The sequence below is a fragment of the Pseudomonas sp. EggHat1 genome (assembly GCF_014892995.1).
Classification (GTDB): domain Bacteria; phylum Pseudomonadota; class Gammaproteobacteria; order Pseudomonadales; family Pseudomonadaceae; genus Aquipseudomonas; species Aquipseudomonas chaetocerotis.
Window position 1 is genome coordinate 66,427 of record NZ_JACKQK010000015.1, and the last position, 26,700, is coordinate 93,126.

Annotated in this window: 29 protein-coding genes and 1 riboswitch; of the genes, 5 read left to right on the plus strand and 24 right to left on the minus strand. The window is 64.6% G+C overall.

Going from position 1 to position 26,700, the window contains the following annotated elements:
- Position 1 precedes the first annotated feature (1 nt).
- Positions 2 to 1,063, plus strand: coding sequence for an SMP-30/gluconolactonase/LRE family protein (locus INS93_RS20430; protein WP_192985350.1), 1,062 nt, complete (start codon positions 2 to 4; stop codon positions 1,061 to 1,063).
- Positions 1,064 to 1,163: 100 nt separating this feature from the next.
- Here the strand turns inward: INS93_RS20430 and INS93_RS20435 are convergent, their stop codons facing one another.
- Together INS93_RS20435 and gdhA are read right to left on the minus strand one after the other, a co-directional pair.
- A complete protein-coding gene (locus INS93_RS20435) occupies positions 1,164 to 1,844 on the minus strand; it encodes a spermidine synthase (RefSeq protein ID WP_192985276.1) in 681 nt (226 codons plus the stop codon).
- A gap of 173 nt (positions 1,845 to 2,017) precedes the next feature.
- Positions 2,018 to 3,355: an NADP-specific glutamate dehydrogenase gene (gene gdhA / locus INS93_RS20440; protein WP_160018327.1), complete on the minus strand. Its 1,338-nt coding sequence runs from the start codon at positions 3,353 to 3,355 to the stop codon at positions 2,018 to 2,020.
- A 324-nt stretch (positions 3,356 to 3,679) separates the two neighbouring features.
- Between gdhA and INS93_RS20445 the strand changes: the two genes are divergently transcribed.
- The 4 genes from INS93_RS20445 to INS93_RS20460 all read left to right on the plus strand — a co-directional run bounded on the left by INS93_RS20445 (position 3,680) and on the right by INS93_RS20460 (position 7,299).
- Positions 3,680 to 4,534: a sulfurtransferase gene (locus tag INS93_RS20445; RefSeq protein ID WP_192985278.1), complete on the plus strand. Its 855-nt coding sequence runs from the start codon at positions 3,680 to 3,682 to the stop codon at positions 4,532 to 4,534.
- A 200-nt stretch (positions 4,535 to 4,734) separates the two neighbouring features.
- The gene (locus tag INS93_RS20450) at positions 4,735 to 5,214 is read left to right on the plus strand and encodes a hypothetical protein (RefSeq protein WP_160018331.1); all 480 of its coding nucleotides are present in this window, start codon (positions 4,735 to 4,737) and stop codon (positions 5,212 to 5,214) included.
- Between the two features lie 150 nt (positions 5,215 to 5,364).
- Complete coding sequence (locus tag INS93_RS20455) at positions 5,365 to 6,624, plus strand: OmpP1/FadL family transporter (RefSeq protein WP_192985280.1); 1,260 nt, start codon at positions 5,365 to 5,367, stop codon at positions 6,622 to 6,624.
- Positions 6,625 to 6,687: 63 nt separating this feature from the next.
- The gene (locus INS93_RS20460) at positions 6,688 to 7,299 is read left to right on the plus strand and encodes a response regulator transcription factor (protein WP_160018335.1); all 612 of its coding nucleotides are present in this window, start codon (positions 6,688 to 6,690) and stop codon (positions 7,297 to 7,299) included.
- Here INS93_RS20460 and INS93_RS20465 read toward each other — a convergent pair whose 3' ends face one another.
- The 22 genes from INS93_RS20465 to moaB form a co-directional block, all read right to left on the minus strand.
- On the minus strand, positions 7,300 to 9,048 hold the full coding sequence (locus INS93_RS20465) for a hybrid sensor histidine kinase/response regulator (RefSeq protein WP_192985282.1): 1,749 nt from the start codon (positions 9,046 to 9,048) through the stop codon (positions 7,300 to 7,302).
- Between the two features lie 12 nt (positions 9,049 to 9,060).
- Positions 9,061 to 10,119 carry a lipase secretion chaperone gene (locus INS93_RS20470; RefSeq protein ID WP_192985284.1) on the minus strand — a complete coding sequence of 353 codons (1,059 nt, stop codon included), beginning with the start codon at positions 10,117 to 10,119 and terminating at the stop codon, positions 9,061 to 9,063.
- Between the two features lie 42 nt (positions 10,120 to 10,161).
- On the minus strand, positions 10,162 to 11,088 hold the full coding sequence (locus tag INS93_RS20475; RefSeq protein WP_046492811.1) for an esterase/lipase family protein: 927 nt from the start codon (positions 11,086 to 11,088) through the stop codon (positions 10,162 to 10,164).
- Positions 11,089 to 11,233: 145 nt separating this feature from the next.
- Positions 11,234 to 11,785, minus strand: a complete 552-nt coding sequence (locus tag INS93_RS20480) for a glutathione peroxidase (protein ID WP_192985286.1) — start codon at positions 11,783 to 11,785, stop codon at positions 11,234 to 11,236.
- A gap of 62 nt (positions 11,786 to 11,847) precedes the next feature.
- Positions 11,848 to 11,973 carry a hypothetical protein gene (locus tag INS93_RS24825; protein ID WP_264294431.1) on the minus strand — a complete coding sequence of 42 codons (126 nt, stop codon included), beginning with the start codon at positions 11,971 to 11,973 and terminating at the stop codon, positions 11,848 to 11,850.
- The gene (locus INS93_RS20485; RefSeq protein WP_046492813.1) at positions 11,970 to 13,175 is read right to left on the minus strand and encodes an MFS transporter; all 1,206 of its coding nucleotides are present in this window, start codon (positions 13,173 to 13,175) and stop codon (positions 11,970 to 11,972) included. The genes INS93_RS24825 and INS93_RS20485 overlap by 4 nt, the downstream gene beginning before the upstream one ends.
- A gap of 52 nt (positions 13,176 to 13,227) precedes the next feature.
- Positions 13,228 to 13,632, minus strand: a complete 405-nt coding sequence (locus INS93_RS20490; RefSeq protein ID WP_046492814.1) for a MarR family winged helix-turn-helix transcriptional regulator — start codon at positions 13,630 to 13,632, stop codon at positions 13,228 to 13,230.
- A gap of 73 nt (positions 13,633 to 13,705) precedes the next feature.
- Positions 13,706 to 14,437, minus strand: coding sequence for an adenosylcobinamide-GDP ribazoletransferase (locus INS93_RS20495; protein WP_046492815.1), 732 nt, complete (start codon positions 14,435 to 14,437; stop codon positions 13,706 to 13,708).
- The gene (gene cobC, locus INS93_RS20500; protein ID WP_192985288.1) at positions 14,434 to 15,006 is read right to left on the minus strand and encodes an alpha-ribazole phosphatase family protein; all 573 of its coding nucleotides are present in this window, start codon (positions 15,004 to 15,006) and stop codon (positions 14,434 to 14,436) included. The genes INS93_RS20495 and cobC overlap by 4 nt, the downstream gene beginning before the upstream one ends.
- On the minus strand, positions 15,006 to 16,061 hold the full coding sequence (gene cobT, locus INS93_RS20505; RefSeq protein ID WP_192985290.1) for a nicotinate-nucleotide--dimethylbenzimidazole phosphoribosyltransferase: 1,056 nt from the start codon (positions 16,059 to 16,061) through the stop codon (positions 15,006 to 15,008). Before cobT ends, cobC begins: the two co-directional genes overlap by 1 nt.
- Complete coding sequence (cobU, locus tag INS93_RS20510; protein WP_192985292.1) at positions 16,058 to 16,579, minus strand: bifunctional adenosylcobinamide kinase/adenosylcobinamide-phosphate guanylyltransferase; 522 nt, start codon at positions 16,577 to 16,579, stop codon at positions 16,058 to 16,060. Before cobU ends, cobT begins: the two co-directional genes overlap by 4 nt.
- An 84-nt stretch (positions 16,580 to 16,663) precedes the next feature.
- Complete coding sequence (locus INS93_RS20515) at positions 16,664 to 18,112, minus strand: cobyric acid synthase (RefSeq protein WP_192985294.1); 1,449 nt, start codon at positions 18,110 to 18,112, stop codon at positions 16,664 to 16,666.
- Complete coding sequence (gene cobD, locus INS93_RS20520) at positions 18,112 to 19,122, minus strand: threonine-phosphate decarboxylase CobD (protein ID WP_192985296.1); 1,011 nt, start codon at positions 19,120 to 19,122, stop codon at positions 18,112 to 18,114. Before cobD ends, INS93_RS20515 begins: the two co-directional genes overlap by 1 nt.
- Positions 19,115 to 20,023, minus strand: a complete 909-nt coding sequence (gene cbiB, locus INS93_RS20525; protein ID WP_192985298.1) for an adenosylcobinamide-phosphate synthase CbiB — start codon at positions 20,021 to 20,023, stop codon at positions 19,115 to 19,117. Before cbiB ends, cobD begins: the two co-directional genes overlap by 8 nt.
- Positions 20,024 to 20,026: 3 nt before the next feature.
- Positions 20,027 to 20,680, minus strand: a complete 654-nt coding sequence (gene bluB, locus INS93_RS20530) for a 5,6-dimethylbenzimidazole synthase (protein WP_192985300.1) — start codon at positions 20,678 to 20,680, stop codon at positions 20,027 to 20,029.
- Positions 20,677 to 21,969, minus strand: coding sequence for a cobyrinate a,c-diamide synthase (locus INS93_RS20535; RefSeq protein WP_192985302.1), 1,293 nt, complete (start codon positions 21,967 to 21,969; stop codon positions 20,677 to 20,679). Before INS93_RS20535 ends, bluB begins: the two co-directional genes overlap by 4 nt.
- Positions 21,969 to 22,580: a cob(I)yrinic acid a,c-diamide adenosyltransferase gene (gene cobO / locus INS93_RS20540; protein ID WP_192985304.1), complete on the minus strand. Its 612-nt coding sequence runs from the start codon at positions 22,578 to 22,580 to the stop codon at positions 21,969 to 21,971. The genes INS93_RS20535 and cobO overlap by 1 nt, the downstream gene beginning before the upstream one ends.
- Before the next feature lie 184 nt (positions 22,581 to 22,764).
- Positions 22,765 to 23,148: riboswitch (cobalamin riboswitch) on the minus strand.
- Positions 23,149 to 23,181: 33 nt separating this feature from the next.
- On the minus strand, positions 23,182 to 23,502 hold the full coding sequence (locus INS93_RS20545) for a hypothetical protein (protein WP_160018365.1): 321 nt from the start codon (positions 23,500 to 23,502) through the stop codon (positions 23,182 to 23,184).
- A 6-nt stretch (positions 23,503 to 23,508) separates the two neighbouring features.
- On the minus strand, positions 23,509 to 24,033 hold the full coding sequence (locus INS93_RS20550) for a C40 family peptidase (RefSeq protein ID WP_192985306.1): 525 nt from the start codon (positions 24,031 to 24,033) through the stop codon (positions 23,509 to 23,511).
- 84 nt (positions 24,034 to 24,117) lie between these two features.
- Entirely contained in the window at positions 24,118 to 24,738 is a 621-nt protein-coding gene (locus INS93_RS20555) for a C40 family peptidase (protein ID WP_192985308.1), read from the minus strand.
- 148 nt (positions 24,739 to 24,886) lie between these two features.
- Entirely contained in the window at positions 24,887 to 26,101 is a 1,215-nt protein-coding gene (gene glp, locus INS93_RS20560) for a gephyrin-like molybdotransferase Glp (RefSeq protein ID WP_192985310.1), read from the minus strand.
- Entirely contained in the window at positions 26,098 to 26,637 is a 540-nt protein-coding gene (gene moaB, locus INS93_RS20565; protein WP_192985312.1) for a molybdenum cofactor biosynthesis protein B, read from the minus strand. Before moaB ends, glp begins: the two co-directional genes overlap by 4 nt.
- Positions 26,638 to 26,700 lie beyond the last annotated feature (63 nt).

The following is a 26,700-nucleotide window of genomic DNA, read 5'->3' on the forward strand; positions in this document are numbered from 1 at the left end:
GCTGAAGAAACTGCTTGCCCTGATCGTCATGCTGCTGGCCGCAGCGGCCAGCTACCTGGCCCTCACCCCCAGCCCGATCGATCCGCTGCCCTGGGATGCCGCTCCCGCCCCGGCGATGACGGGCGCACTGGAGCCCAACGACACCCTGATGAAGGCCGAACTGTTGGCGCGTGGCCAGGTGCATGGCCCGGAAGACACCGCCGTCGATGGCCAGGGCCGGGTATACGCCGGCCTGCATGACGGCCGCATCGTTCGTGTGCTGCAAGATGACAGCCTGGAAACCTTCGCCGACACCGGCGGCCGCCCGCTGGGCATGAACTTCGACGCCAGTGGCAACCTGATCGTCGCCGACGCCTACAAGGGCCTGCTGAGCATCGACCCGCAAGGCGCGATCAAGGTACTGAGCACCGAGGCAGAGGGCTTGCGCTTCGCCTTCACCGACGACCTGGACATCGCCAGCGACGGCACCATCTACTTCAGCGACGCCTCGTCACGCTTCGAACAACCAGACTACCTGCTCGACCTGCTCGAGGCCCGCCCTCATGGGCGCCTGCTCAGCTACAACCCAGCCAGCGGCGAGACCCGTGTGTTGCTCAAAGACCTGTATTTCGCCAACGGCGTAGCGCTGTCAGCGAACGAGGACTTCGTGCTGGTCAACGAGACCTATCGCTACCGCATCACCCGCTACTGGCTCAAGGGCGACAAGGCCGGCCAGCACGACATCTTCATCGACAACCTGCCCGGCCTGCCGGACAACCTGCAGGGCGACCGCAACGGCACCTTCTGGGTCGCGCTGCCAACACCTCGCAAGGCCGACGCCGACTTCCTCCATCGTCACCCCTGGCTCAAGGCGCAACTGGCCAAGCTGCCGCGCGCGTTGTGGCCTAAGGCAATCCCTTACGGCTTTGCCATCGCCCTCAACGAAAATGGCGAGATCATCCGCAGCCTGCATGACACCAGCGGAACTCACCTGCGCATGGTGACCTCGGTGAAACCGGTAGGCGACTACCTGTACTTCGGCAGCCTGGACAACGACCGTATCGGCAAACTGCAGATTCACTGAGAGTCTGCCCACGATCTTTCGACGAGATTCCACCTGCGAATAACAGTAAAAAGGCGAAGCGGTCATTCGCGGTGGTGCGCCAAATCGAAAGGCTGCGGGCTCAGACCTTCTGGGCAATCCAGATGGTGTGCCGCGTGCCCCGATTGCCATGGGCATACACCTGCACCGCCTCGCCCTTGAAACCGGCCTTGCGCACCTTCTCCGAGAATGCCCGGTCGGCGCTGGACGACCACACTGCCAGCATGCCCTTGGGCCTTAGCGCCTTGGCGCACTGACGCAGGCCGTCCATGCTGTACAGCCAGTCATTACCCTTCTGGGTCAGCCCTTCGGGACCGTTGTCGACGTCCAGCATGATCGCGTCGTAGCACTGCTCGGCGGCCTGCAATACCTTGGCGACGTCCTCCTGGATGATCAACGCACGCGGGTCATTCAACGGATACCCGGACTTCGCCCCCAGCGGGCCACGGTTCCACTCGACCACCCCGGGCACCAGCTCGGCCACCGCCACCTCGGCATCCGCACCCAGATGCTGCAGCGCCGAGGCCAAGGTGAAGCCCATACCCAGACCACCGATCAAGACCCGCACCTGCGGACGGCCGGCAATCTGCTTGCAGGGAATCGCAGCCAGGGCATCTTCCGAGCCGTGCATACGAGTATTCATCAGTTGCCCGCCATCGCCGCCAGCGATCTTGATGACGAAATCTTCGCCGTATTCGAAGAGGTTCAACGCACCATTCGTACCCGGGATCGGAGCGGTGTCGAGCAAGACAAAACGTTTCATGCAGGGCGAAGGCCTGTGTAGCGAGCGTGAGGGCACGCAGCATGCCTGAGCCTGAATCGCTCGAGCAACACAGCCCCGCCAGAAACGACGAAGCCCCGTGTTCTCACACGGGGCTTCGTGGCCACAGCGATGCTTTTTCAAACTCGTTACAAGGTCAGAGTTTGAGCCTCGTATCAGACCACGCCTTGCGCCAGCATGGCATCGGCAACCTTGACGAAGCCGGCGATGTTGGCGCCTTTGACGTAATTGATGCGGCCGTTCTCTTCACCGTGGTGCACGCAGGCATGGTGGATGTTCTGCATGATGCCGTGCAGACGCTCGTCCACCTCGCCGGCGCTCCAGTGCAGGCGCATGGCGTTCTGGCTCATTTCCAGGCCGCTGGTGGCGACGCCACCGGCGTTGGAGGCCTTGCCTGGTGCGTAGCAGATGCCGGCCTCGACAAACAGGTCCACCGCCTCCAGAGTCGACGGCATGTTGGCACCTTCGGCCACGCAGATGCAGCCATTTTTCAGCAGTGTGCGAGCGTCCTGACCGTCCAGCTCGTTCTGCGTCGCGCAGGGCAACGCGATATCGCACGCCAGCCCCCAGGGGCGCTGCCCAGCGAGAAACTGCAGGCCATAATGCTCGGCCATCTCGCGCAAACGACCGCGACGCACGTTCTTCAGCTCCATCAGGTACTGCCATTGCTCGTCGCTGAGACCACCCTCGGCATACAGCGTGCCTTCGGAGTCGGACATCGAGATCACCCGACCGCCCAGCTCAATAACCTTCTGCGCGGCGTATTGGGCGACGTTGCCGGAGCCGGAAATGGCCACGCGCTTGTCCTCGAAGCCCTGGTCGATACGCTTGAGCATCTCCTGTGCGAAGTACACGCAGCCATAGCCAGTGGCTTCCGGGCGAATCAGGCTGCCGCCGTAGCTCAGGCCCTTACCGGTCAGCACCGAAGTGAACTGGTTGGACAGCCGCTTGTACTGGCCGAACAGGTAACCGATCTCGCGACCGCCAACGCCGATATCACCGGCCGGCACGTCCAGATCGGCGCCGATATGGCGATACAGTTCGGTCATGAAAGACTGGCAGAAGCGCATCACCTCGCCTTCGCTCTTGCCCTTGGGGTCGAAGTCCGCACCGCCCTTGCCACCGCCCATAGGCAGCGAGGTCAGCGAATTCTTGAATACCTGCTCGAAGGCGAGAAACTTGAGCACGCCCAGGTTCACCGAGGGGTGGAAGCGCAGACCGCCCTTGTATGGGCCGATGGCGCTGCTCATCTGGATGCGGTAGCCGCGGTTGACCTGCACCTGGCCACGGTCATCGACCCATGGCACGCGAAACAGGATGGCGCGCTCCGGCTCGACCATCCGCTCGAGAATGCCAGCCTCGCGATAACGCGCATTGGCTTCGAGGAAGGGCCACAAGCTGCGCACCACCTCCTCCACCGCCTGGTGGAACTCCGGCTGATCGGGGTCGCGCTGTTTCAGGCGCGCCAGGAAAGAATCGACGGACAACGACATGCGGCACCTCGACACCACGCAAATAAAGTGGCCGGCACTCTAGCAGGCAGCAAGGCACCAAAACAGATCAAAATGTCGCCTTGATGAAACTTTTTAGTGCATCAGCCCACATGCCAAGATTGGAAAGACCTCTATGGCGGAATTCACCCGATTTACATGGCGCACCAAATAATGGCCACAAACGCACGAATATCGACCATTGCCTTTGCACCGCTGACGCCACAGCCCTGCCGAATGAGCTGAAAAGGCGCTTTGGTGGTGGAGTATCGAATAGCAGGCCAGGCGGTATGATGCGGCAAACCCGGCTACGAAACAGGAGGCACTATGCCACTCGCGCAACTGATCAGCACGGAACACCTTCAACAACGCCTGGGACAGGAAAACCTGCTGATCCTGGACTGCCGCTTCGCCCTCGAAGACCCGACATATGGCCGTCGCAGCTACCTGGATGGACATATCCCCGGTGCGCATTTCCTCGATCTCGAACAGGACTTGTCCGCGCCTGTGGTCAAGGGCGTCACCGGTCGTCATCCGCTGCCCGACCCGAGCGCCCTGGTCGAGCGCCTGCGCAGCTGCGGCCTGCGGGCGGACAGCCAGGTGGTGCTGTACGACGATGGTCCTGGCGCCTTCGCCGCACGCGCCTGGTGGTTGCTGCTGTGGCTGGGCAAACGCGACGGCCTGTACCTGCTCGATGGCGGCCTGAAAGCCTGGCGTGAAGCCGACCAGGAACTGACCATGGCGCCACCGAACAACGCTACCGGCGACTTCTCCGCGCACCCCGACAACAGCCTGCTGCTGACTGCCGATCAACTGGCCCAGCGTTTGGGCAACCCGGACCTGACACTGATCGACGCGCGGGCACTGCCGCGCTTTCGTGGCGAGGTCGAGCCGCTCGACCCGATCGCCGGACACATTCCCGGCGCACAGTGCGCGGCATTCACCGACAACCTGGGTTCCGATGGCCGCTTCCTTCCGGCAGAGGCACTGCGCGAGCGCTTCGACGATCTGCGCGGCGGGCGCCCAGTGGAAAATCTGGTGGCTTACTGCGGCTCCGGTGTCACGGCCTGCCACAACCTGTTCGCCATGAGCCTCGCTGGTTACCCGCTGGCACCGCTCTACGCCGGTTCCTGGAGCGAGTGGATCACCGATCCGGCACGGCCGATTGCCACTGGCGACTGACCGGTGGTTTCTAAGCACTAATCGAAATATGCCCAATAACTCAGATCTGGAATCAATTTAAAAACAGTCCTTTACGGCTGAAATATCGCACTAGACTTGAAAATGAGCGGCTAACCCTGCTCCCGGTGGGGCCTTTATCGAAAAACCACTAGAAAAGCTGCCATGCGCCCGGCCCCACCGGTACCCTCTGCGAGGATGCCATGGGAATTGCCGCCTGCGATCTCAGCCAACATGTAATCCGCCCTACCCTGCTCTATCTCGAACGCCATAGCGCCACGGCCGAAGCACTGCTGCTGGGGGCTGCGGCCTGTCAGTCGGCACTGGGCAGCGCGCTGGATACCCCGCAAGGTCACGGCCTGTATCGCATCAGCGAACAGCGCCACCAGATACTCTGGGACCAGCATCTGGCATTCGATCCGCAGCTTGCCAGCCGTGTGCGCGGTCTCGCCAGCCAGCACGCCTTTCTTGAAGCGCCACACGTGGAACTGACGGTCAACCTGCGCTATGCCACGGCCATTGCCTGGCTACTGGTCGAAAGCGAGAAACTCGAGTTGCCAGCCGCCGACGACCTGCTGGCCCTGGGCCGAATCTGGTGCAAGGTTTTTCAGCCACAGGCTCGTCAGGATGACTTTCTCGATGCCTGGCAACGCTGCGTCGAGCCCGTCAGCCAGGTAGCCTGACCGAATCGTCAGAAAAATCAGCGTGGAAAATCCACGCATTATCAAAACAATTGTCCGACAATCCGCTCTATTTCGGGAACTTCAGCGTCTTGGCAGGGGTCAGGAAAAACTGTAGCGTGCGCCCCCTCGCCTCACCACAGGAGCTTCCCCGTGAGCAAACGTCTTCTCAAGACCGGTCTTGCCATCGCCATCACCGCCACCTCGAGCCATGGCTTCGCCAGCGGCTTCGCCCTCAACGAACAGAGCATTTCCGGCATGGGCACCTCCTTCGCCGGGCGCTCATCATCCGCCGACGACGCCAGCACCGTGTTCGGCAACCCCGCCGGCATGGCGCGCCTCAAGCGCGAAGAAGTGTATGCAGGGGCAGCGGCGATTCATGCCAAGAGCGATATCGACCGAGTCAGTGCCCGCTCTCCGGCCGGCTCGATCAGCGGCGGCAACGACGGCGATATGGTGCCGACCACTGGCGTACCCATGGGCTACTACGTCAAACCACTGGACGAGAAGGTCGCCTTCGGTATCGGTGTCTACGTGCCCTTTGGCCTGATGACCGACTACGAGAGCAGCTTTCAGGGCCGCTACTACGCCGACAAGAGCTATGTGCGGGTGATCACCGTGCAGCCGACCCTGAGCTATCGCTTCAACGACAAGCTGTCGGTGGGTTTCGGCCCGACCTTCAATCACATCGAAGGGGAACTGACCTCCTCGCTGTTCACGCCGCTCGGCGATGGCAAGGTGAAGGTCAAGGGTGATGACGTGGCGGTCGGCTTCAACGCCGGCGTGCTCTACGAGTTCACCCCACAGACCCGCGCCGGCCTGACCTACCACTCGCGCGTCAAGTACGAGCTGGAGGGCGACACCCGTGTCGAAGCGTCGCCGCTGGCCGGCATCGCAGGCAAGTACGACGCCAATCTGGACCTGACCACGCCCGAGTCGGTGGACATGTCCATCACTCACGATCTGAGCGATGCGCTGACGCTGTATGTCGGCAGCACCTGGACGCGCTGGAGCCGCTTCAAGGAAATCCGCGTGGAGAACGACTCCGCGACGCTGCCGGCCAACCTCTCCACCATCGTCGAAGAGCAGAACTGGCACGACACCTGGGCCCATGCGGTCGGCCTGTCGTACAAGGTCAGCCCGCAGTGGACGCTGCGCACCGGTATCGCCATCGACCAATCGCCGACCAACAACGTCGATCGCTCGCCGCGCGTGCCCTCCGGTGACCGCACCATCTTCAGCGTCGGCGCTGGCTGGAGCCCCAACCAGGACATGACCATCGACGTGGCCTACTCCTACCTGCAGGAAGAGTCGGTGGACGTGAACCACGTCAGCGCTACCCGTGGCACCTACCGTGCGCGCTACAAGAACAGCGCTCACGGCCTGGGGGCTTCACTCAGCTACCGCTTCTAATCGAGAAGCGGCATTGGCTAAACTCACGCGGCAGAACAACAATAAAAGCCGCGTGAGAACGTCATGACTGCCCTCTGCACTACCCTGCCCGACAATCTTCGCCTGCTGCTGGTCGACGACCACCGCATCTTCCTCGACGGCCTTTCCCTGGCCTTGTCGCCACTGAGCCAGAACCTGCAGATCCACACCGCGCACAGCGCTGCAGAAGCAGAACAGTGTCTACGCCAGCATGGCTACGACCTTATCCTGCTCGACCTGCGCCTGCCTGACGAACCTGGCATCGAGCTGCTGCAGCGCTGGCTGGCGCGCGGTGAGAGCACGCCGGTGGCGATTCTCAGCGCCAGTGATTCCGCGCTGGAGGCACAAGCGGCGCTGGCCGCTGGCGCACTCGGCTTCATCCCCAAGAGCTCCGATGGCAACGCCCTGCGCCAGGCGGTGACCCGCGTCTTGCTGGGTGAAACCCTGCCGGCGCCAAGCAGCGCCTCACCGCTGACACCGAGGCAGCTGGAGATTCTCCAGTTATTGGCAGAAGGCTTGCCGAACAAGGCCATCAGCCGCGAGCTGGGCCTGGCCGAAGACACGGTGAAAACTCACCTCAAGGCACTGTTCGAAACCTTCGCCGTGCATACCCGCACCGCCTGCGTCAGCGCCGCCCGTCAGCGCGGCTGGCTGTGATCAGTTGAGTGCCTGGCGTACTTGCAACTGAGTGGCCAGCACCTGACGCAAACGCGCCGGCAACAAGGGCTTGCCCAGGGGAATGACGTGCGCCGGCAGACAGCGTTCATGCAGTTCCGGGCTCAGATCAGCCGTGATCAACAACGCCGGCAACATCTGCCCTGCCGCCTCGCGCAGTCGCTCGATGGCCTGCAGCCCGTCGCCCTGCTCGGCCAATCGATAGTCGCTGATCAGCAACTGCGGCACCTCCTGACGCAGCGCCTGCAGCGCAGCGGCCAGATCGGCGCAGGCCTGCACCTGGCAACCCCAGCGACGCAGCAAGCCGGCCATTGCTTCGCGCCCGGTGGCGTCGTCTTCGAGCAACAGCACGCGCCCACGCAATGCCAGCGCAGCATCGACACGTGGCGCCGGCGCCGGTACCTCGGCCAATGGCAGGCGCAGGACGAAACGCGCACCGGCGTCAGGTCGGGAATGCAGCCGCAGGGGATGCTCCAGCACCTCAGCCAGCTGCCGCACGATGGCCAGACCGAGCCCCAGGCCGCGTTCGGCATTGCGTCCGGGATTGTCCAACTGACGAAACTCCTCGAACACCAGCGCCTGCTCCGCCTCGCTGAGACCGCAGCCATCGTCCGCCACCTCCAGCACGATCTCGTCGCCATCACGCCGCGCACTCAGCTTCAGGTGCCGCGCCTGTGCGTGTAGCAGCGCATTGTTCAGCAGATTTCGCAGCAGTCGCTCCAGCAGCAGTGGATCGCTGGACACCCCGCACTCGTCACAGTGCAGCTCAAGTTGCAGCCCCTGTTGCTGCGCCTCCGGGGCCACTTCGGCAATCAACCGCTCGAGCAATGGGCGCAGGGCGAACGCATGTGGCCTGGCCTGCACGCCACCGGGCAAGGTCAGGCGGGTGTAGTCGAGCAACGATTGCAACAGACGCCCCAGCTGCTCTACCGAAGCGGCCAGGCGCGCGCTGATGCGCCGAGTCTGCTGGTCACCGCCCTGCTCCACCAGGTGTTCAGCGTACAACCCCATGGCGTTGAGCGGCTGACGCAGGTCGTGACTGGCAGCCGCCAGCAGGCGCAGCTTGCGTGCGTCATCGGCTTCGGCGCGCTGGCGCGCCAGGTCGAGCAGGCGCAGGTTCAGCCAGGCACCGCGCTGCCCGTGCTCCTGCATGTAGGCACCCACGCTGCCGATCAGGTTGGCGCAGAACAGAAACAGGCCCTGGTAGGCCAGCTCGCCGCCGGTTTCACCGAACAGCACGCCCATACCGATGAAGAGCAGGCAGAAGCTCCAGCTGCACAGGCTGATAGCCCGAAACGACAGCCCCAGCAGGGCGTAACCGAACAGCAGGATGAGGAACAGGCCGTCGTAGGGCATCGCCACGCCCTGCTGCCAGCACAGGTGCACGATCAGCGCGACGCTGAAACCGTTGACCCAGTAGGCTGCGGCGTAGGCCAACGGCACCCTGGCAGGCGGCACATCGCGGCGTCGACAGTAGAAAAAGGACAGCACCACCGCGGCCAGCGCCAGCAGGCGCAACGGTAACACCGAAAGACTGACCGTCAGCGGCATCAGCAGAAAATCCAGCAGCGCATAGATGAGCTGAAACAAGGCGGCGGTAGGCGCGATCAGGGGCAGACGTCGACGAATGCGCTGCACCCGATGCTCGGCAAACCCCGCCTCCAGCTCGGCGACGAAACGCAGCGAGCGATAGCCTCGGCGCTGCTGGGCCAACAGCAGGCGCTCGCTCATGGGGGGCATCCGTCAGGGGTCGAGCGGCTCCGGCTGCTTCGCGGCAATGGCGTCATAGGTTTCCACACGGTGTCGGTCTTCACTGCTGAACAGCCGCTCGCGCAGCTGCCGCTGCATTTGCTCGCCATCTGCCTCGCTCAGCCCCCGACCTTGCAGGCTGGCCAACTCATTGCGATAGGCCTGGTAATGCTGCTGCCAGTCGCGCTCGCGACGCTGCTCATCGAGCAGGCGCTGCACGGTGTCCGGATCATAGGTCATCGCCAGGAACTCGCGCATCTGTTGCTCGTCCGCACCATCACGCCAGAGTTGCTCGCTGCGCTGCAGTTGCTCCAGGGCCAGCTGCTGGCGTTGCTCGCTTGCTCGCAGTGCATCGGGCAGACGCTCACGCAACTGTTCGAGCATCTGCGTGCGCTGCGCCTCGCCGAGGTCATCACGCTGCTGCACTGCCAAGCTATCGAGGGTGTAACGGGCATAGGCCTGTTCGGCGCCGAACAGCGCTTCCTGCGCAGTGGCAGAAAAATGTGCGCGGCGCAGCTCCTCCAAACGCGCGAAAGCCGACTGCAGGGCCTGCAGCTGAGCCTGCGGTTCGACCTGCTGCCGAGCATCCAGCGGCTGCTGCATCAGCGCCATGCTGGCGCGCTTGTAGTCCAGGTAATCACCCAGCAGGCTGATCATCTGCCCAAGCGCCGGTTCCGGCAGACGCCGGCCGGCATCGGCCAGCAGCGCCTCGATCACCGCATCGAGCCCGGAATGATCGACCGCGCTGAGGAAGTAATCGAAGTAATCGCGAACCACCAGATCCAGCAGCAGATTGCCGGCCGCGTCGGTACGCAGCTGGCCATCGACCTCGGTACCGGCCAGGCTGGGCAAATTCGCGACTATTGGCGGCTGCGCCTCGGCGGGCGCCTTGGCGGGGGAAGTCGAAGCCTGCTCGATCGACGACTGCCGCGACGGCACGGCGACAGTGGCAGCAGGCTGTACTTCAGGCACTGCTGCCGGCCAACGCCAGTACAGGGTAAAGCCACCAATCAGCACCACGGCAACCAGGGAAAGACCGAAGAATCTGGACATGCGACCTCACTGCGGCGAGTTGCCCCGCCGCGCTCATCAGGATCAGACGCCCTTGTTCTTCAGGCGATTGGCATGCTGGCGATACAGCGATACCGGCTCAGTCCAGCCACGAATGCCGAACAGGTGGTTGATCGCATCGACGTGATTCATGTTGTAGCTGTCGCCGATCACCTGACCCAGGTAGGTGGAGCAGACGCCTACCAGACCGTCGTTCTTCTCGCTGCCGAACACCAGGCCAGTGAAGGCCAGGAAGGGGTCGGCCGCGTCGAGCACGTTGGTATAGGCGGCATTACCGGTCCAGGAGTAATAGCGGATGCTGTGCCCGCGCACGCTGTGCACCTCGCTGGACTTGGCGCAGTAGCTGCTGGTGTTGACGCCCCACGGGTGGCGACTGTTCAGCGCATTGGTGCCTGCGGTGGTCAGGGTGCCCAGCGCGTTGATGCCGTTTTGCGGGTTGCTCGACCCGGACAACAGATTGATCACCGCACCAAGGGCGTTGGCGATGGCATTGGCGCCGCCTTCGATACCACTGCCTGGCGGTAGCACGCCGCGTACCACGTCAGCGACCTTGGAGCCCTTGTTGACACCATTGATCGAGGTCACCGAGGCCACCAGATCCGGTCGCAGCGAAGCCGCCACGCGTGATGTCGGCGAGCCCTGACTGTGGCCGATCAGGTTGACCTTGCCACCACCGGCTGTAGCCCAGGGCACGATCTGCCGGGCCAGCTCGGCGCCGCGCTGCTCGCTGTCATTGAAGGCAGCGACACTGGCGACATGCACCCGGGCGCCATCGCGCTCGAGGTTCCAGGGAATGGTATGGAAGTAATTGACCAGCCCGCCGATGGTATTGAATCCGGTCACGCCGTGTACCAGCACGATCGGATATCGGGTCTTGGTGTAGTTGGCCTGGGCATCGACGGCGCCAAGCAGAGCGAGTGTTGCAAGGGCAGTTGTATAGACGCGACGCATGGGTGCCTCCTTATTGTTCTTGTGGGCACGCCGGTTGAACTGCGTCCGGCGCCTGGCCAGTCTAGGCAGGCAGACGGACACGGCCCATCGCCCAGATGGGTGAAGGGCCCTGAAGCGAAAAGGCTCAGAGCCTGTTCAGAGAATCTCAGGGTTGCGAGGCGATGGCCTTTTCTACAGCGGCAACCAGCTCGGGATCGTCAGGTTTGGTCAGGCTGGAGAAACTCGCAACCACCTTGCCCTGACGGTCGACCACGTACTTGAAGAAGTTCCAGCGCGGCTGCCGGCTCTGCTCGGCCAGGCCCTTGAACAACGGGATGGCATTGGCACCGGAAACCGGCTGCGGTTCGGTCATGGCGAAGGTCACGCCATAGTTGACGTAGCAGACGGTGGCCGTCTCCTTGCTGTCGGCCGATTCCTGACGGAAGTCGTCGGACGGCACGCCGAGCACTTCCAGGCCCTGATCCTTGTAGCGCTGGTAAAGCGCTTCGAGCCCTTTGAACTGCGGGGTGAAGCCGCAGAAGCTGGCGGTATTGACCACCACCAGCGGCTTGCCCGCGTACTGGCAGAGATCGATGCTGGCGTCCTTGCTGCGCAGTTTGGGCAGCTCCCCCTGGAGCATGGCCGGGCACTCTGCGGCCAGCGCTGGCAACGCCAGGCTGGACAGCAACAGGGAACAGGCAAGACGACGAAGAGACATGGCAGTGACCTCAGGCGATGACGCGATCTCACCACGCTACTCGCAGGCCCAACCGCAAGCAACTAGCAGATACCGACGCCCAACTGCAGCAGAGCCAACCCACCCTGACGCCAGCCCCACCAGGCCAACGCCAACAACAGGCCAAGGCCCAGCGTCAGACCGGCGAAGAGCAATACCTTGTGGCTCACGCCGGCGCACCTTGCAGACGCGCCACCGGCACCTCACGCACCGGCCAGTTCAGCGCTGCAGCCATCACACTCAGACCGATGGAGATCTGCCAAACCAGGTCGTAGCTGCCGGTGGTGTCGTAGAGGTAGCCACCCAGCCAGCCACCCAGGAAGGAGCCGAGCTGGTGGAACAGGAAGACGATACCGCCGAGCATCGACAAATTGCGCACGCCGAACAGGGTCGCCACGGTGCCGTTGGTCAGCGGTACCGTGGACAGCCACAAGAGGCCCATGGCGATGCCGAACAGGTAGGCGCTCCAYTGCGTCAGCGGCGCCAGCAGAAACAGCGTGATCACTACCCCACGCAGCAGATACAGGATACTGAGCAGGCGCGGCTTGGACATGCGCCCACCGAGCCAGCCAGCGATGTAGGTCCCGAAGATATTGAACAGGCCGACCAGCGCCAGCACCGTGGTGCCGGTCAGCGCTGGCAGGTGGTGATCGACCAGATAGGCCGGCAGGTGCACGGCGACGAACACCACCTGAAAGCCACAGACGAAGAAGCCCAGCGCCAGCAGCCAGAAACCGGAGTGACTGGTCGCCTCACGCAGCGCTTCGACCAGCGTCTGCTGCGGACCATTGGTCACGGGTGGCGGTGCTTCCTTGATCATCACTGCCAGCGGGATCATCAACGCCACCAGCAGCCCCAGGGCCAGCAGTGCCGCCGACCAGCCGAGCCAGCTGATCAGACCGAGCGTGCCCGGCAGCATGGCGAATTGACCGAAGGAGCCGGCTGCCGCAGCAATACCCATGGCCATGCTGCGTTTCTCCGGCGGCACGGCGCGACCGACCACGCCGAGAATCACCGAGAACGACGTACCGGACAGACCGATTCCGATCAGCAGACCTGCGCTCAGCGATAACGACAGCGGCGAGTCGGCCATGCCCATGCAAACCAGCCCCAGCACGTAGAGCACGCCGCCGATGACGATAGCTTTGCGCGCACCGAAACGGTCCGCCAGCGCGCCGGTGATCGGCTGGGCCAGGCCCCAGATCAGGTTCTGCAGGGCGATGGCGAAGGCGAACACTTCACGGCCCCAGCCGAACTCGGCACTCATCGGCGGCAGGAACAGGCCGAAGCCATGGCGAGTGCCGAGCGACAACGCCAGGATCAGCGATGCGCCGAGCAGCAGCCAGGTGGTTGAACGCCATACAGTTGTCATCGGTATCTCCAGCGGACGGTCGCCAGCGACCGTGTAGGCAGTGATGCGGCCATCAGGCCAGTTCTTCGAGCAGGCTCATCAGCTCGGCGCGGCGATCTGCGCCCAACCGGGCATTGAGCTCACGCTGCACCTGTTCCCACAGCGGCAGCGCCTGTTCGATGCGTTGCAGGCCGGCTTCTGTGAGCCGTACCTCGCGAGCGCGCAAATCGCGCCCTTCTCCCAGTTGCACAAGCCCCTGCTCCTCCAGCACCCGCAGGTTGCGCCCGAGCGTGCTGCGATCGAGCCCCATGGCGTCGGCCAGCAGGGAAATGCTCGGTTGACCGAGCCGCTGCACATGACGCAACAGGGAAAACTGCGCGGCACCGAGCCCGACGGCCGCGAGAGCATCGTCGTAACGGCGCGTGACACCGCGGCTGGCGCGGCGCAATTGGGTACAGAGACAGGAGGTCGGCAACATGGATACAGGTATATACCCGCATCAGCGATTGGCACTCATACAGTTGCCGGCCGCCTCGCCATAACAGTTGAGATCAGAGACTCAGGGCCAGCGCCAGAAGCACCGTGCACTCGGCCAGTTCGACCAGCGCACCGGCCGTATCGCCCGTGGTACCACCGAGGCGCGACAGCAACGCGCGGCGCAGCCAGATGAACAGCAGCAAGCCAGTCGCCAACGCCAGCAGCCCCGGCCAGCCGAACAGCAGCATGCCCAGTAGATGCGCGCCCAACACCCAGGGCAGTTGTTCGCGCGGCAGATGATCGACCAGGGCCTGGCCCAGCCCACCGGCCCGCACGTAGGGCGTGGTTGCCAGCAGCAGCGGCAACAGGCTGCGCCCCAGCCAGGGCAGTAGCAACAGGTAGATGCCCTGCCCGGCTTGCAAGAGCGTGAACAGCGCAGCGAACTTGAGAAGCAGCAACAGCATCAGTACCACGACCGCAATGGGACCGCTGCGCGGGTCCTTCATGATTGCCAGGGTACGTTCGCGATCACCGAAACCACCGACCCAGGCATCAGCCGTGTCGGCCAGGCCATCCAGGTGCAGGCCGCCGCTCAGCCCCACCCATAGCGCCAGAATGATCGCCGCCTGCAATAACGCCGATGTCTGCCCCAACAGCAGATGAGCGCCCCACAACAGCAGGCCGAGCAGCACTCCAACAGCCGGATACCAGAGCAGCGAGCGCCCCACCTGCTCAGGCGTCGGCATGCCCGGCAGGCTGACCGGCAGGCGCGTGAGGAACTGCAGGGCGATCAGCAACGCGATCATGGCAACTCCGCCAGTTGCCCCTCGGCATCCAGGCTCAGGCGAAAACGCTGGGCGTAGCCGACGTTGACCTGCAGCAGATCCTGGCGTGGCAGGCCGCGCGCGCGCGCCAGCAACAGGCGCATCACGCCGCCGTGAGTGACCAGCAGCAGCCGCTCACCTGCGTGGCGCTGCTGCAAGCGCCGCAAGGCAGCCAGCACACGCGCCTCGAACTGCAGCAACGGCTCGCCATTCAGCGGTGTGAACGCATAGGGATCGGCCCAGAAGCGGCCCAGCGCCTCAGCATCGCTGTCCATCAGCTGTGCAGCAGTGCGCCCTTCCCAATCACCGAAATGCAGCTCTTGCAGATCTGCCTCGTAGTGCAGCGGCAAGGCATTGGCCAGCGCAACTTCCTCGGCGAAACGCGCGCAGCGCTGCAGTGGCGAGCTGACCAGGCGATCCCAGGGGCCGGCGCCCTGCACCGCGTCGCGCAGCTGCGCCCAACCCTGCTCGGTCAGCGCATCATCCAGGCTGCCACGCAGCCCACCACCCAGCTCGGTCTCACCGTGACGCAGCAATTCCAGATGCAGCATCAGCTCGGTCTCTCGGCGACGGCAGCTTCGGCGAAGGTCGCCATCTGCCCGTGCAGGGCACAGGCCAGACGCAGCAGCGGTACCGCCAGCGCGGCGCCGCTGCCCTCACCCAGGCGCAGGCCCAGCGCCAGCAGCGGCTCGGCCTCCAGCGCCTGCAACACGCGAACATGGCCCGGCTCGGCGCCATGGTGGGCGAACAGCAGCCAGTCGCGGCAGCCAGGGTTCAGGCGCACGGCGAGCAAGGCCGCAACGCTGCAGATAAAGCCATCGACCAATACCGCGACGCCTTGCTGCGCGGCGGCCAGATAGGCGCCGGTGAGCGCGGCGATCTCGAAGCCACCCAGGTGGATCAGCGCCTGCAATGGCCCGTCGATCTGCGCCCGGTGCAGGGCCAACGCGGCATCGATCACCCGCGCCTTGTGCGCCACACCCGCGCCATCCAGCCCGGTGCCAGGGCCTGCCAGTTCGCTCGCCGGGCAACTCAGCAGCCAGCAGGCCAGCGCAGCAGCCGCCGTGGTATTGCCAATACCCATCTCGCCACCGACGAACAGGTCGCAACCGCTGGCACGCGCGCGTTGGATGCTGTCGCGGCCAGCTTCCAGGCAAATCATCGCCTGGGCCAAGGTCATCGCCGGATCACGGGCGAAGTTCTGCGTACCGGCACCGACCTGCAGATGACGCACGCCTGGCAGCGGCGGCAGCGGCTCGGCTGTACCCAGATCGATGACCTCCAATTCTGCGTCCAGCTGACGCGCGAGCACACTGATCGCCGCACCGCCCGTGACGAAGTTGGCCAGCATCTGCCCCGTCACCGCCTGCGGGTAGGCGGAAATCCCTTCGGCCACCACGCCATGGTCACCGGCAAAGATGGCGATCGACAGCTTGTCCAGGCTAGGCCGCTCGCGCCCTTGCAATGCGGCCAGATGGATCGCGAGACTCTCCAGCCGCCCCAGCGAACCCGCCGGTTTGGTCAATTGCTGCTGACGCGTCTCGGCCTTGCCCCGCGCAACATGATCGAGCGGCTGACAAGGCCCTTGCCACCATTGCAGGCTCATAGCGCATTCCCCTTCAACACCATGGGCAAACCGGCGACGGTGAACAGCACGCGCTGGCTGCGCTCGGCCAGCGCCTGGTGCAGCCAGCCGGCCTCATCGACATAACGGCGGGTAAGCTCGCCCAGCGGCACCACCCCCAGCCCGGTTTCGTTGCTGACCAGCAGGATGCGCCCTGGCAGCTCAGCCACACAGGCGAGCAGTGCATCGCGTTCGACTGCCAGCCGAGCCGGATCGTCCTGCATCAGCAGGTTGGTCAGCCACAGGGTCAGGCAGTCCACCAGCAGGCAACGCCCGGGCGCGGCCTGTTCGCGCAGCACATGGGCCAGCGCCAGCGGTTCCTCGACCAGCGCCCAGTGCGCCGGGCGACGCGCGCGATGCTGAGCGACGCGCGCATTCATCTCGCCATCGAGCGGCTGGCTGGTGGCGATGTAAACGACGTCCAACCCGGACTCGTCGGCCAGCTTCTCCGCCAGCCGGCTCTTGCCGGAACGGGCACCGCCGAGGATCAATTCAAGCATGCTTCCATCCACATTCATTTCTCCCCGTAGGAACGAGCTCTGCTCGTGTACGGGACATAAAAGCGTCGCGAGCAGAGCTCGCTCCTACAGGCCGCAAAGTGCCCTGAGTTTTTCGGTATCCAGATGCAGTTCCACCTGGTCCGCCAGGCGTTCGATATCGCGCTCGCGCAACGCCTGATAGTCCACCGTCTGCACCTCATTTAGCCCGGCCCAGCGCAACAGTGCGGCGAGCGCCGAGGGTTGCTCGAACAGACCGTGCAGATAGGTGCCGATCACCTGGCCATCGGCACTGAGGCCGCCGTCGCTGCGGCCGTCATCGAGCTGCACGGCGCCGTTGAGGCCCGGACCGCGACTGACGCCGGCATGAATCTCGTAGCCGCTGACATCAGCCTGCTGCAGGCACAGCCGACCGCGCACGTTACGCAGCTGTTTCTGCGGCTCCAGTAGCGTCTCGAAATCCAGCAGGCCGAGGCCCTCGCTGCTGCCGGCCGCGCCTTCCAGAGCATGCGGGTCGTGAATCTGCCGGCCGAGCATCTGCAGGCCACCACAGATGCCCAGCAGCTTGCCGCCATAGCGCAGGTGGCGGGCGATGGCCGTGTCCCAGCGCTGCTCGCGCAGGCGCGCGAGATCGGCACGCACACTCTTGGAGCCCGGCAGGATGATCAGGTCGGCCGGCGGGATGGCCTGGCCCGGACCGACGAAGGTCAATTGCACCTGCGGATGCAGGCGCAACGGGTCGAAATCGGTGTGGTTGCTGATACGCGGCAGCACCGGTACCACTACGCGCAACGCCTGCGCATCCTTGGCCTGCTGCCGGGTATCGACGGCGTCCTCGGCTTCCAGGTGGAAATCCATCAGGTATGGCAGCACGCCGAGCACCGGCTTGCCGGTGCGCTGCTCCAGCCAGTCCAGCCCCGGCTTGAGCAACGCGATGTCACCGCGAAAACGATTGATCACGAACCCTTGGATACGCGCCTGCTCGCTCGGGCTGAGCAGTTCCAGGGTGCCGACCAGATGGGCAAACACGCCACCCTTGTCGATGTCCGCGATCAGGATCACCGGGCAATCCACCGCTTCGGCAAAACCCATGTTGGCGATGTCACCGGCACGCAGGTTGATCTCGGCCGGCGAGCCCGCCCCCTCGACCAGCACCAGCTCATGACGCTCTTGCAAACGGGCGTGGGACTCCAGCACCGCCGCCATGGCCACCGGCTTGTAGCCGTGATAGGTCAATGCCTGCATGTTGCCGATGGCGCGGCCGTGAATGATCACCTGGGCGCCCATGTCGCTGTTGGGCTTGAGCAGCACCGGATTCATGTCGGTATGCGGCGCCAGGCCGGCCGCTTGCGCCTGCACCGCCTGTGCCCGGCCAATCTCGCCGCCATCAGCGGTCACGGCGGAATTGAGCGCCATGTTCTGCGGTTTGAACGGCGCCACGGACACGCCCTGGCGCCGCGCCCAACGACACAGCGCCGTCACCAGTGTGCTTTTGCCGGCATCGGACGTGGTGCCCTGCACCATCAGGGTGGCCATCAGGGCGTTTCCTCGAGACTCGCCAGTATCGGCGCGCACTCCAGCAGCCCCTGCTGCAGACGCTGCCAGCCAGCCTCGTCGGCCGGCAGGCCAAAGCGCAGGCTGTCCAGCTCGGTAAATAGCCGGACCAGAATACCGCGCCGCGCCAGCAGCTCGGCGCAAGGCACCGCGCGGCGGGTGCAGCAGAACTGGAACAGCGACGAGCCACCGGTCGATGGCAAGCCGCATTCACGCAGCAAGGCGGCCAGACGCTCGCCATCGGCCAACAGGCGCTCGCGTTGGCGGCGCTGCCCCTCGCCATCGACCAGCAGGCTGCGCGCCACGCTACGTGCCGGACCGCTGACCGCCCAGGGCCCGAGCAGCGCCTCCAGCTCATCCAGCAAGGCCTGCGCGGCCAGGACGAAGCCCAGCCGTAAGCCCGCCAGACCGAAGAACTTGCCGAACGAGCGCAGCACGATCAGCCCCGGCATGTCGCTGTAGGCAGCCAGACTGTGCTCTGGCGTGCAATCGATGAAGGCTTCGTCGACCACCAGCCAGCCGCCGCGCTCGGCCAGTTCGTCGTGCCAGTCAAGCAGGCGCGCCGGCTCGATAAGGCGGCCGGTCGGATTATTGGGGTTGACCACCAGCAATACATCCAGTTGCGGCAGCGCGCGAGGCACCGAGCCCTCGCTCAGCTTGATCACCCGATGCCCCTCGCGTCGCCAGGCGGCAGCGTGCTCGGCATAGGTCGGCGCGAGGATACCCRCGCTGCTGTGCCCGCGAAGACGCGGCAAGGCCTGTATCGCCGCCTGCGAACCGGCCACCGGCAGCAGGCTGACGGCACCGTAAAAATCGCGCGCCGCCTGCTCCAGGCCGTCATCCGCTTCAGGCAGGCGCGCCCAGGCCGAGCCCGGTACCGCCGGCAGATCCCAACCGTAGGGTGCAACCCCGGTGGACAGATCCAGCCAGTCCTCCAGCGGGATGCCATAGCGCTGCGCCGCTGCGCGCAGACGACCTCCATGCTCAAGCAACCCAAACCTCCCAAACGATCAGGCATAACAGCCACAAACCAACGCCGGCGATGACTCTGTTCATCGCCCGTTCGATATCCCGCGCCCGCGGCGGTGGGCCTTCGCCCAATTGTGGGCGTTCATGCACCTCGCCGTGATACTCCGCCGCACCGCCCAGACTCACGCCCAGGCTTCCGGCACCAGCGGCCATCACTGGGCCAGCATTGGGACTGTCCCACAAGGGCGCCTGCCGGCGCCAGCAGCGCAGGGCCAGGACAGTACGCCCAAGCAGCGCATAGGTCAGCGCCACCAGGCGCGCCGGGATGTAATTGAGCACGTCATCGATCTTTGCCGCGGCCCAACCAAAACGCTCGAAGCGTTCGTTGCGATAGCCCCACATGGCATCGAGCGTGTTGCTCAGGCGGTACAGGACGACGCCCGGCGCGCCAGCGACGATGAACCAGAACAAGGCGGCGAACACCGCGTCGGAGCCGTTCTCCAGCACCGACTCGGTGCCGGCGCGGGCCACCCCGGTTGCGTCCAGCTCGGCGGTATTGCGGCTGACCATCCAGCCGACGCGCTCACGCGCCAGGGCCAGGTCACCCAGACGCAGCGCGCGGGCCACCGGTTGCGCGTGCTCGTACAGGCTGCGCAGGCCAAGGGCGAAGTACAGGGCGACAATCTCCACCGCCCAGCCAAACGGGGTCACGTGCAGCAATAGCCAGGTGAGCAGGGTCAGCGGCAGCACCGCCAGGCACCAGGCCGTTACGCCATGGCTGCGCCAGCCGCCGCCGGCCGGGTTGAAGCGCTGCTCCAGGCGCCCCGCCAGGCGACCGAAAGCCACCAGCGGATGCGCGCGCCGAGGCTCGCCCAGCACGGCATCCAGCGCCACGCCGGCGCAGGTGATCAGTGCCAGGCTCATCGTTCAGTCACCCTGCATTCCCCATCGATTCTCGAACAGCAACTCGCTCAGCGGGCGTGGTTTGGCCCAGCCCTCTTGCACCAGCATCGGTTTTTCGTAGAAGGCCTCTACCGGCCCCAGGCACAGCAGCGCCACCGGCTTGCTGCCCACCGGCATGTCCAACAACGCGGCCAGCGCCTCGGGGTCGAACAGCGACACCCAACCGAGTCCGAGCCCTTCGGCACGCGCAGCCAGCCACAGATTCTGAATGGCGCAGGCCACCGAGGCCATATCCATTTCCGGCAGGGTGCGTCGTCCAAAGACATGTGCGTCGCGTCCCTCCATCAGCGCCACCGCCAGTAGCTCGGCGCAGTCGCGAATACCCTCGACCTTCAGCCGCATGAACTCGTCACTGCGCTCGCCGAGGGCCTCGGCAGTGCGCACCCGCTCGGCCTCCACCAGCGCATGAATGGACTCACGAAGTTGCGGGTCACTGACGCGCACAAAGCGCCAAGGCTGCATCAGGCCGACGCTGGGCGCGTGGTGCGCCGCTTCGAGCAACCGCGCCAACACCTCGGCCGGCACCTCGCCGCCGCTGAAGTGGCGCATATCACGGCGCTCGGCAATGGCGCGATACACCGCCGCGCGCTCTTCGGGGCTGAACGCATGCTCGCTCATGGACGTAGCAGCGCGGCGGCCGCCTCCGGGTTGGACGGCAGGTAGAAGTGGATATAGCTGGCCGTGAGCCGTCCCAGGCGATACACCGCCTCTGCCACCGGCTTGCCGTTCGGGCAGCGGCCGAGCGCCAGGGGCGGCAATGGGCTTTCCAGCCGCGAGTGATGGTAGCTGTGGCCACGCAGCTCGCCTTCAGGCAGCGTCACCTGCTGCAAGGCCAGGGCGGTCAGTCGCGGTTGCAAGGCCGCGCTGCCGCTGAGCAGGCCGAGCATGCGCCCACTGGCGCCCTGCTTGTCGCGCAGTTCATCGAGCAGATAGAGCATGCCGCCACATTCGGCGAGCAAGGGTTTGCCGGCCTGATGATGGGCACGGATCGACGCAGCCATGGCCTGGTTGCCTTCCAGCTCGGCCAGGTATAACTCCGGATATCCGCCCGGCAGATAAAGGCTGTCCACCTCCGGCAGCTCACGATCAGCGAGCGGTGAGAAGTAATGCAGCTCAGCGCCGAGCGCCTGCAACAAATCGAGATTGGCCTGATAAAGGAAGGCGAACGCCGCATCGCGCGCAATGCCGATGCGTACGCCAGCCAACAGCGGCGCCAGTTCATCGACCTGCGGCGCGGCGAAGCTCACCGCTGGCGGCAGGTCGACGTTGGCACTGGCTGCCAGCGCATCGGCCGCGGCGTCCAGACGCGCGTCCAGATCGGCCAGCTCGGCCGCCTGCACCAGCCCCAGGTGGCGACTGGGTAGCTCCACTGCGGCGCTGCGCGGCAACGCACCGAACCAGCGAATACTCGCTGGCAGCGCATCACGCAGAATCTCACCATGACGGCCGCTGGCAACGCGATTACCGAGCACGCCAGCAAAGGGCAAGTCTGGCTGGAAGGTGGCAAGCCCGTGGGCCAGGGCGCCGAAGGTCTGCGCCATGGCCGCACCGTCGATCACGCCCAACACCGGCACGCCGAAGTGGCGCGCCAGGTCGGCCGCCGACGGTTTGCCGTCGAACAGGCCCATCACCCCTTCGATCAGGATCAGATCGGCCTCACCGGCGGCCTGCCAAAGCAGTCGGCGACTTTCCGCCTCACCGACCATGGCCAGATCGAGCTGATACACCGGCGCGCCACTGGCGCGGGCGTGGATCATCGGATCGAGAAAGTCCGGGCCGCATTTGAACACCCGAACCCGCCACCCCTGACGCGTATGCAGGCGCGCCAGCGCGGCGGTGACGGTGGTCTTGCCCTGACCGGAAGCTGGTGCGGCGATCAATAGTGCCGGACAGTGACGTGTGGTCATCAGAATTCGATGCCCTTCTGTGCTTTTACCCCGGACTTGAATGCGTGCTTGACCATGCTCATGTCGGTGACGGTGTCAGCCGCCTCGATCATCCCAGGCAAGGCGCCGCGCCCGGTCACCACCACATGCTGCAACAGCGGCCGGGCTTCGATATCGGCCAGCACCGCGTCCAGTTCGAGGTAGCCATGCTTGAGGGCTATGTTCAGCTCGTCCAGCACCACCAGGCCGACCGACTCATCGCTGAGCAGATGCCGGGCCACCGCCCAGGCTTCCTGCGCCTTGGCGATATCACGCTGGCGATCCTGGGTTTCCCAGGTGAAGCCTTCGCCCATCACGTGATAGCTGACTTCCTCGGGAAAACGGCGGAAGAAGGTTTCTTCACCGGTGCTGGCCGCACCCTTGATGAACTGCACCACGCCGACCTTGATGCCATGACCCAGGGCACGCGCGACCATGCCGAAGGCGCTGCTGCTCTTGCCCTTGCCATTGCCGCTATGTACCAGCAGCAGGCCGTATTCATCCTGGGCCTGGGCGATCTTTTCGTCGATCAGGGCTTTCTTGCGTTGCATGCGCGCCTTGTGGCGGGCATCGCGGTCGGTCGATTCGCTCATGCGGTGATCCTGTCAGGCGCCCGTCCCACCGGCTTGATAGGCAGTGGAACGGCAACGAGGAAAACGACGCGGCAATGATCCGCACATCCTCGTTCAGGCGCTAATGGCTGGTCAGGCGAGCGGAAGACAGAAAACACGAACGCCCCGGAGAACCGAAGCGTTGGCCGGACAACGCCCTCCGCGATGCCGTGAAACTGCGACAGGCCGGTCTCCGGGCTTGTGAGTGAACCATGGGTTCTGCGCCGCGCCTTCCCGTGCAATGCACAGTGGCCTTGCAGACTGCGTGAAAACTACTGCGCCAGGTCATGCGGCGTTAAAAACAGGCTCAAAGTGCTCAGTTACAGCTCGTGAGCTCGAATGCGAGCCCAGTCCGTTCTTCGCCTGTTTTTGCGAGGCCGCCATCGGCCTTGCCTGACCTTCGCTCGCTACGTTTTCACACGGTCTGCTTGAGCGACGTTTGACTCACCTACCGTTGCGGGGGCAGCGCCGGCATTGGAACCGGCTTCCCTGTTTCACCCCTTGGCCGCCATTCACGGCAACTCGGGGCACCTGAAGCAAGGCGCGCAGGGTAGAGGCTGGCAGCCCTGCTCGTCAACGCCACTCAGTGCCTGGGCATGAACCCGGGCGGCTTGCTTGCCAACCAGTCGACGAACGTTCGTAAACGCTCGTCGCTCAGTAACGCCTCGCGGCTGTTGTAGGTCAGCGCCAGCTCCTTTTCGCTGAAAAGCCGATGAATCTGGTTATGGCAGGCGCGGCAAACCCACAGCGTGGCGGTAATTCGTTCATGACGGGGATAGCGCTTCTGCACATACACCTTGTCGTGCAGCGCCTTGGGAATCAGGTGATGACGGGTCAACGCGACTGGGCGTGCGCACAGCTCGCAGAACTCGGGCTGAGGCGGCAGGCGAATGGGATCGACCATGGATGCTCAGGGATTACGCGCGAGCTCTGGCGTGATGACCCGCTTGGCATCGAGGTAGACACGCTGCCAGTAGACGTTGTCGAGGCTATCCAGACGCACCGTGCCACCACTGGAAGGCGCATGCACGAAACGCCCTTCGCCCACATAGATCCCGGCATGACTGACGGCGCGCCCGCCATTGGTGGCAAAGAACACCAGATCGCCACTTCGCAGGGCGTCGCGGCGGACATCAGGTGTGCGCATTGCACTCAGCTCACGCGTCGAGCGCGGCAAACTGATACCAGCGGCATCGCGATAAACGTAGCCGATCAGGCCGCTGCAGTCGAAACCGCCTTCCGGGGTGTTGCCACCGTAGCGATAAGGCGTACCGACCAGGCCAAGGGCGCGGAATAACACGTCCTCAGCGCCGCCCTGATAAGAGGACGAAGAGACTGGAGGGGTGTAACCAGGCTGGGGAGAAGGAGCGCGACTGCTGCAAGCACTCAGCAGCAGAGCGAGAGCGATGAGGGCAACACGGGTCGTGGCGGGCATAAGCGAGGCGATCCTGAGCCTGAATGCGCTCTACTCTGCCGATTCACGACGAACGGCGCAACCCTGAGGGTACGCCGTGATACATCAGTTTTGACGCTTGGCTGCGAGCTGCTCGTCCACCGGAGCCAGCGCGAGTACGCGCTTGGCCTGCAGATAACTGCGGTTCCAGTAGCTGTCATCGAGACTGTCGATGCGCACACCACCGCTGCGGCTGCTGCTGGAGTGGATGAACTGATCATCCCCCAGATAGATGCCGGCGTGGCTGACGCGACCACGACCACGATCGTTGAACAGGATCAGATCGCCCGGTTCCAGATCGGCACGCGCCACCTTCGGCGCATCGAGGTTGATCAGCTCACGCGTGGAGCGAGGCAGCTCCAGGCCGACTTCCTCGCGGAACAGGTAGCCGACGAAACCGCTGCAATCGAAACCGGACTGCACCGAGGTGCCGCCGTAGCGATAGCGCGTGCCGATCAGCGAACGCCCAAGATCCAGCAGGCTGTCTGCCAATTGCGGCATTTCATAGGGTTTGTCGTCGATCAGCGCGGTGATTTCATCGTCGGCAGGTTCAACCTGCTGAGAGAGCGGACGAGCAACTGGCTGGGCCGCAGCGTCGTCTATCTGCGGTTGCGGCGAGTGGCCGGCGCAGGCAGCGAGCAAGACTGTGAGTGCAAGAGGCACGAGGGGTGCGAAGCGTTTTAGCATGGGCACGACCGTGGCGGTTGAATTTACAAGCTCGCGACTATGCCTTCTATAACGCTCATTTGCAAATTCTATCGCTGGAAATGTGACCCAGTAGTTTCGTCGCGCCATCTAAAGCGCCCGACCGTTCGCACAGCCGGGCGATTCAGGGCTAGCCGAGAATCTCGCTCAAGGGAATGAAACGCAGCATATCCCCTTCAGCCAGCGTGCTGCCCTCCATCACCTCAGCCAACCCTTCGGCCCAGGCGGCGCTGCGCAGCACACCTGAACTCTGGTTGGCATAGGGCACCGCACGGCCATTCTCCAGGCGCGCGCGCAGGTACTCACGGCGCATGCCTGGCTTAGCCCAGGCAAAACCTGCCGGCACCGCGAAGCCCAATGGCTCGACCCGCTGCACACCCAGACGACGCAACATGTACGGGCGCGCCAGCAGCCCGAAGGTAACCAGTGTCGAAGCCGGGTTGCCCGGCAAACCTATCACCGGAACACCCTGGTAGTGACCAAAGGTCAGCGGTTTACCCGGCTTGATCGCCAATTTCCACAGCGCCAGCTCGCCCGCCTCGCGCAGGGCCATGCCGAGAAAATCCGCCTCCCCAACCGAAACGCCCCCAGTGGAGAGGATCAGATCGACCTCGCCCAGCGCTCCCAGCGCTTCGCGGGTACGCTGCAGATCATCAGGCAATATGCCCGCATCGACCACGCTGCAGCCCAGTCGCTGCAACCAGGCAATCAGCAGACGCCGATTGCTGTTGTATATCTGCCCCGGGCCAAGCGCCTGCCCCGGCTCTACCAGCTCGTCGCCGGTGGATAGCACGGCAACGCACAGGCGCCGCCGCACCGCCAGCCGTGCAGCACCAAGCGAGGCTGCCAGTCCCAGCTCGATCGGCCCCAGACGGGTACCGGCCGGCAGCACACATTCGCCGATGCGGGTTTCCTGACCTTGAGCCCGTACGTTCTGCCCGACTTTCAGCGGCTCGCAAAAATGCACGCGCCCTGCCTCATCCAGCTCAACGTTTTCCTGCATCTCGACGGTGTCGGCACCTTCCGGTAGCGGCGCACCAGTGAAAATGCGCGCACAGGTTCCGGGCTCCAGCGATGTGGGCGCGGTGCCCGCCTGAATGCGCTGGCTGACCGGCAACGCCTGGCCACTCCAATCGGCCAGGCGCAGGGCGTAGCCGTCCATGGCACTGTTGGCCCAGGGCGGCAGATCCAGCGCCGCGATCAGCGGCTCGGCCAGCACTCGACCATCCGCCTCGGCCAGCGCAACCTGCTCGACCTGCTCGACTGGTGTCGCCTCCGCCAGAGCCAACAAGCGCTCCAGCGCCGCCTCCATGGGCAGCAGACCGGGATGATCGCAACCACTCATCCGCGCGTCTCGCAGGCGCCCACCTGTTTCAGATGCGGCACGAAGTTGCAGGGACGATGCCGTGCATCCAGTTGCTCGCCGAGGATGCCGTCCCAGGCGGTGCGGCAGGCGTTGGTCGAACCCGGCAGGCAGCACACCAGGGTGCCGTTGGCCAGACCGGCCAGCGCGCGCGACTGAATGGTGGAAGTGCCGATGTCGGCCACGGAGATCTGGCGAAACAGCTCGCCAAACCCATCGACCTGCTTGTCCAGCAGGCAGGTGACCGCTTCCGGCGTGCTATCACGCCCAGTGAAACCGGTACCGCCAGTGATTACCACTACCTGCACCTGATCCTCGGCAATCCAGGTCGCCACCTGGGCGCGGATCTTGTAAAGGTCATCCTTGAGCAGAACGCGAGCGGCCAGTTGGTGCCCGGCGACGGTCAGACGGTCGACCAGCAATTGACCCGAAGTGTCGGTCTCCAGCGTGCGCGTGTCGCTGACGGTCAGCACGGCAATGTTCAGCGGCACGAAAACCGCGTCGGCCTTGTGGTTCATGGCAGGCATCCAATTGGGAGAGAATGGGCGCTGTTATATCACACAGCCTGCCTTCGGAGACTG

What these genes read in the sequence shown, in the direction of transcription:
- INS93_RS20475 (WP_046492811.1), bottom strand. Translation starts at nt 11,088, where the DNA reads ATGCGTCGCGTCTATACAACTGCCCTTGCAACACTCGCTCTGCTTGGC.
- INS93_RS20470 (WP_192985284.1), bottom strand. Translation starts at nt 10,119, where the DNA reads ATGTCCAGATTCTTCGGTCTTTCCCTGGTTGCCGTGGTGCTGATTGGT.
- INS93_RS20515 (WP_192985294.1), bottom strand. Translation starts at nt 18,112, where the DNA reads ATGGCCACCCTGATGGTGCAGGGCACCACGTCCGATGCCGGCAAAAGC.
- bluB (WP_192985300.1), bottom strand. Translation starts at nt 20,680, where the DNA reads ATGAGCGAGCATGCGTTCAGCCCCGAAGAGCGCGCGGCGGTGTATCGC.
- INS93_RS20445 (WP_192985278.1), top strand. Translation starts at nt 3,680, where the DNA reads ATGCCACTCGCGCAACTGATCAGCACGGAACACCTTCAACAACGCCTG.
- cobO (WP_192985304.1), bottom strand. Translation starts at nt 22,580, where the DNA reads ATGAGCGAATCGACCGACCGCGATGCCCGCCACAAGGCGCGCATGCAA.
- INS93_RS20465 (WP_192985282.1), bottom strand. Translation starts at nt 9,048, where the DNA reads ATGAGCGAGCGCCTGCTGTTGGCCCAGCAGCGCCGAGGCTATCGCTCG.
- INS93_RS20480 (WP_192985286.1), bottom strand. Translation starts at nt 11,785, where the DNA reads ATGTCTCTTCGTCGTCTTGCCTGTTCCCTGTTGCTGTCCAGCCTGGCG.
- INS93_RS20435 (WP_192985276.1), bottom strand. Translation starts at nt 1,844, where the DNA reads ATGAAACGTTTTGTCTTGCTCGACACCGCTCCGATCCCGGGTACGAAT.
- INS93_RS20450 (WP_160018331.1), top strand. Translation starts at nt 4,735, where the DNA reads ATGGGAATTGCCGCCTGCGATCTCAGCCAACATGTAATCCGCCCTACC.
- INS93_RS20535 (WP_192985302.1), bottom strand. Translation starts at nt 21,969, where the DNA reads ATGACCACACGTCACTGTCCGGCACTATTGATCGCCGCACCAGCTTCC.
- glp (WP_192985310.1), bottom strand. Translation starts at nt 26,101, where the DNA reads ATGAGTGGTTGCGATCATCCCGGTCTGCTGCCCATGGAGGCGGCGCTG.
- moaB (WP_192985312.1), bottom strand. Translation starts at nt 26,637, where the DNA reads ATGAACCACAAGGCCGACGCGGTTTTCGTGCCGCTGAACATTGCCGTG.
- INS93_RS20460 (WP_160018335.1), top strand. Translation starts at nt 6,688, where the DNA reads ATGACTGCCCTCTGCACTACCCTGCCCGACAATCTTCGCCTGCTGCTG.
- INS93_RS20550 (WP_192985306.1), bottom strand. Translation starts at nt 24,033, where the DNA reads ATGCCCGCCACGACCCGTGTTGCCCTCATCGCTCTCGCTCTGCTGCTG.
- INS93_RS20495 (WP_046492815.1), bottom strand. Translation starts at nt 14,437, where the DNA reads ATGATCGCGTTGCTGATCGCCCTGCAGTTCCTCACGCGCCTGCCGGTC.
- INS93_RS20545 (WP_160018365.1), bottom strand. Translation starts at nt 23,502, where the DNA reads ATGGTCGATCCCATTCGCCTGCCGCCTCAGCCCGAGTTCTGCGAGCTG.
- INS93_RS20555 (WP_192985308.1), bottom strand. Translation starts at nt 24,738, where the DNA reads ATGCTAAAACGCTTCGCACCCCTCGTGCCTCTTGCACTCACAGTCTTG.
- cbiB (WP_192985298.1), bottom strand. Translation starts at nt 20,023, where the DNA reads ATGAGCCTGGCACTGATCACCTGCGCCGGCGTGGCGCTGGATGCCGTG.
- INS93_RS20490 (WP_046492814.1), bottom strand. Translation starts at nt 13,632, where the DNA reads ATGTTGCCGACCTCCTGTCTCTGTACCCAATTGCGCCGCGCCAGCCGC.
- cobU (WP_192985292.1), bottom strand. Translation starts at nt 16,579, where the DNA reads ATGCTTGAATTGATCCTCGGCGGTGCCCGTTCCGGCAAGAGCCGGCTG.
- cobC (WP_192985288.1), bottom strand. Translation starts at nt 15,006, where the DNA reads ATGCTGCATCTGGAATTGCTGCGTCACGGTGAGACCGAGCTGGGTGGT.
- cobT (WP_192985290.1), bottom strand. Translation starts at nt 16,061, where the DNA reads ATGAGCCTGCAATGGTGGCAAGGGCCTTGTCAGCCGCTCGATCATGTT.
- gdhA (WP_160018327.1), bottom strand. Translation starts at nt 3,355, where the DNA reads ATGTCGTTGTCCGTCGATTCTTTCCTGGCGCGCCTGAAACAGCGCGAC.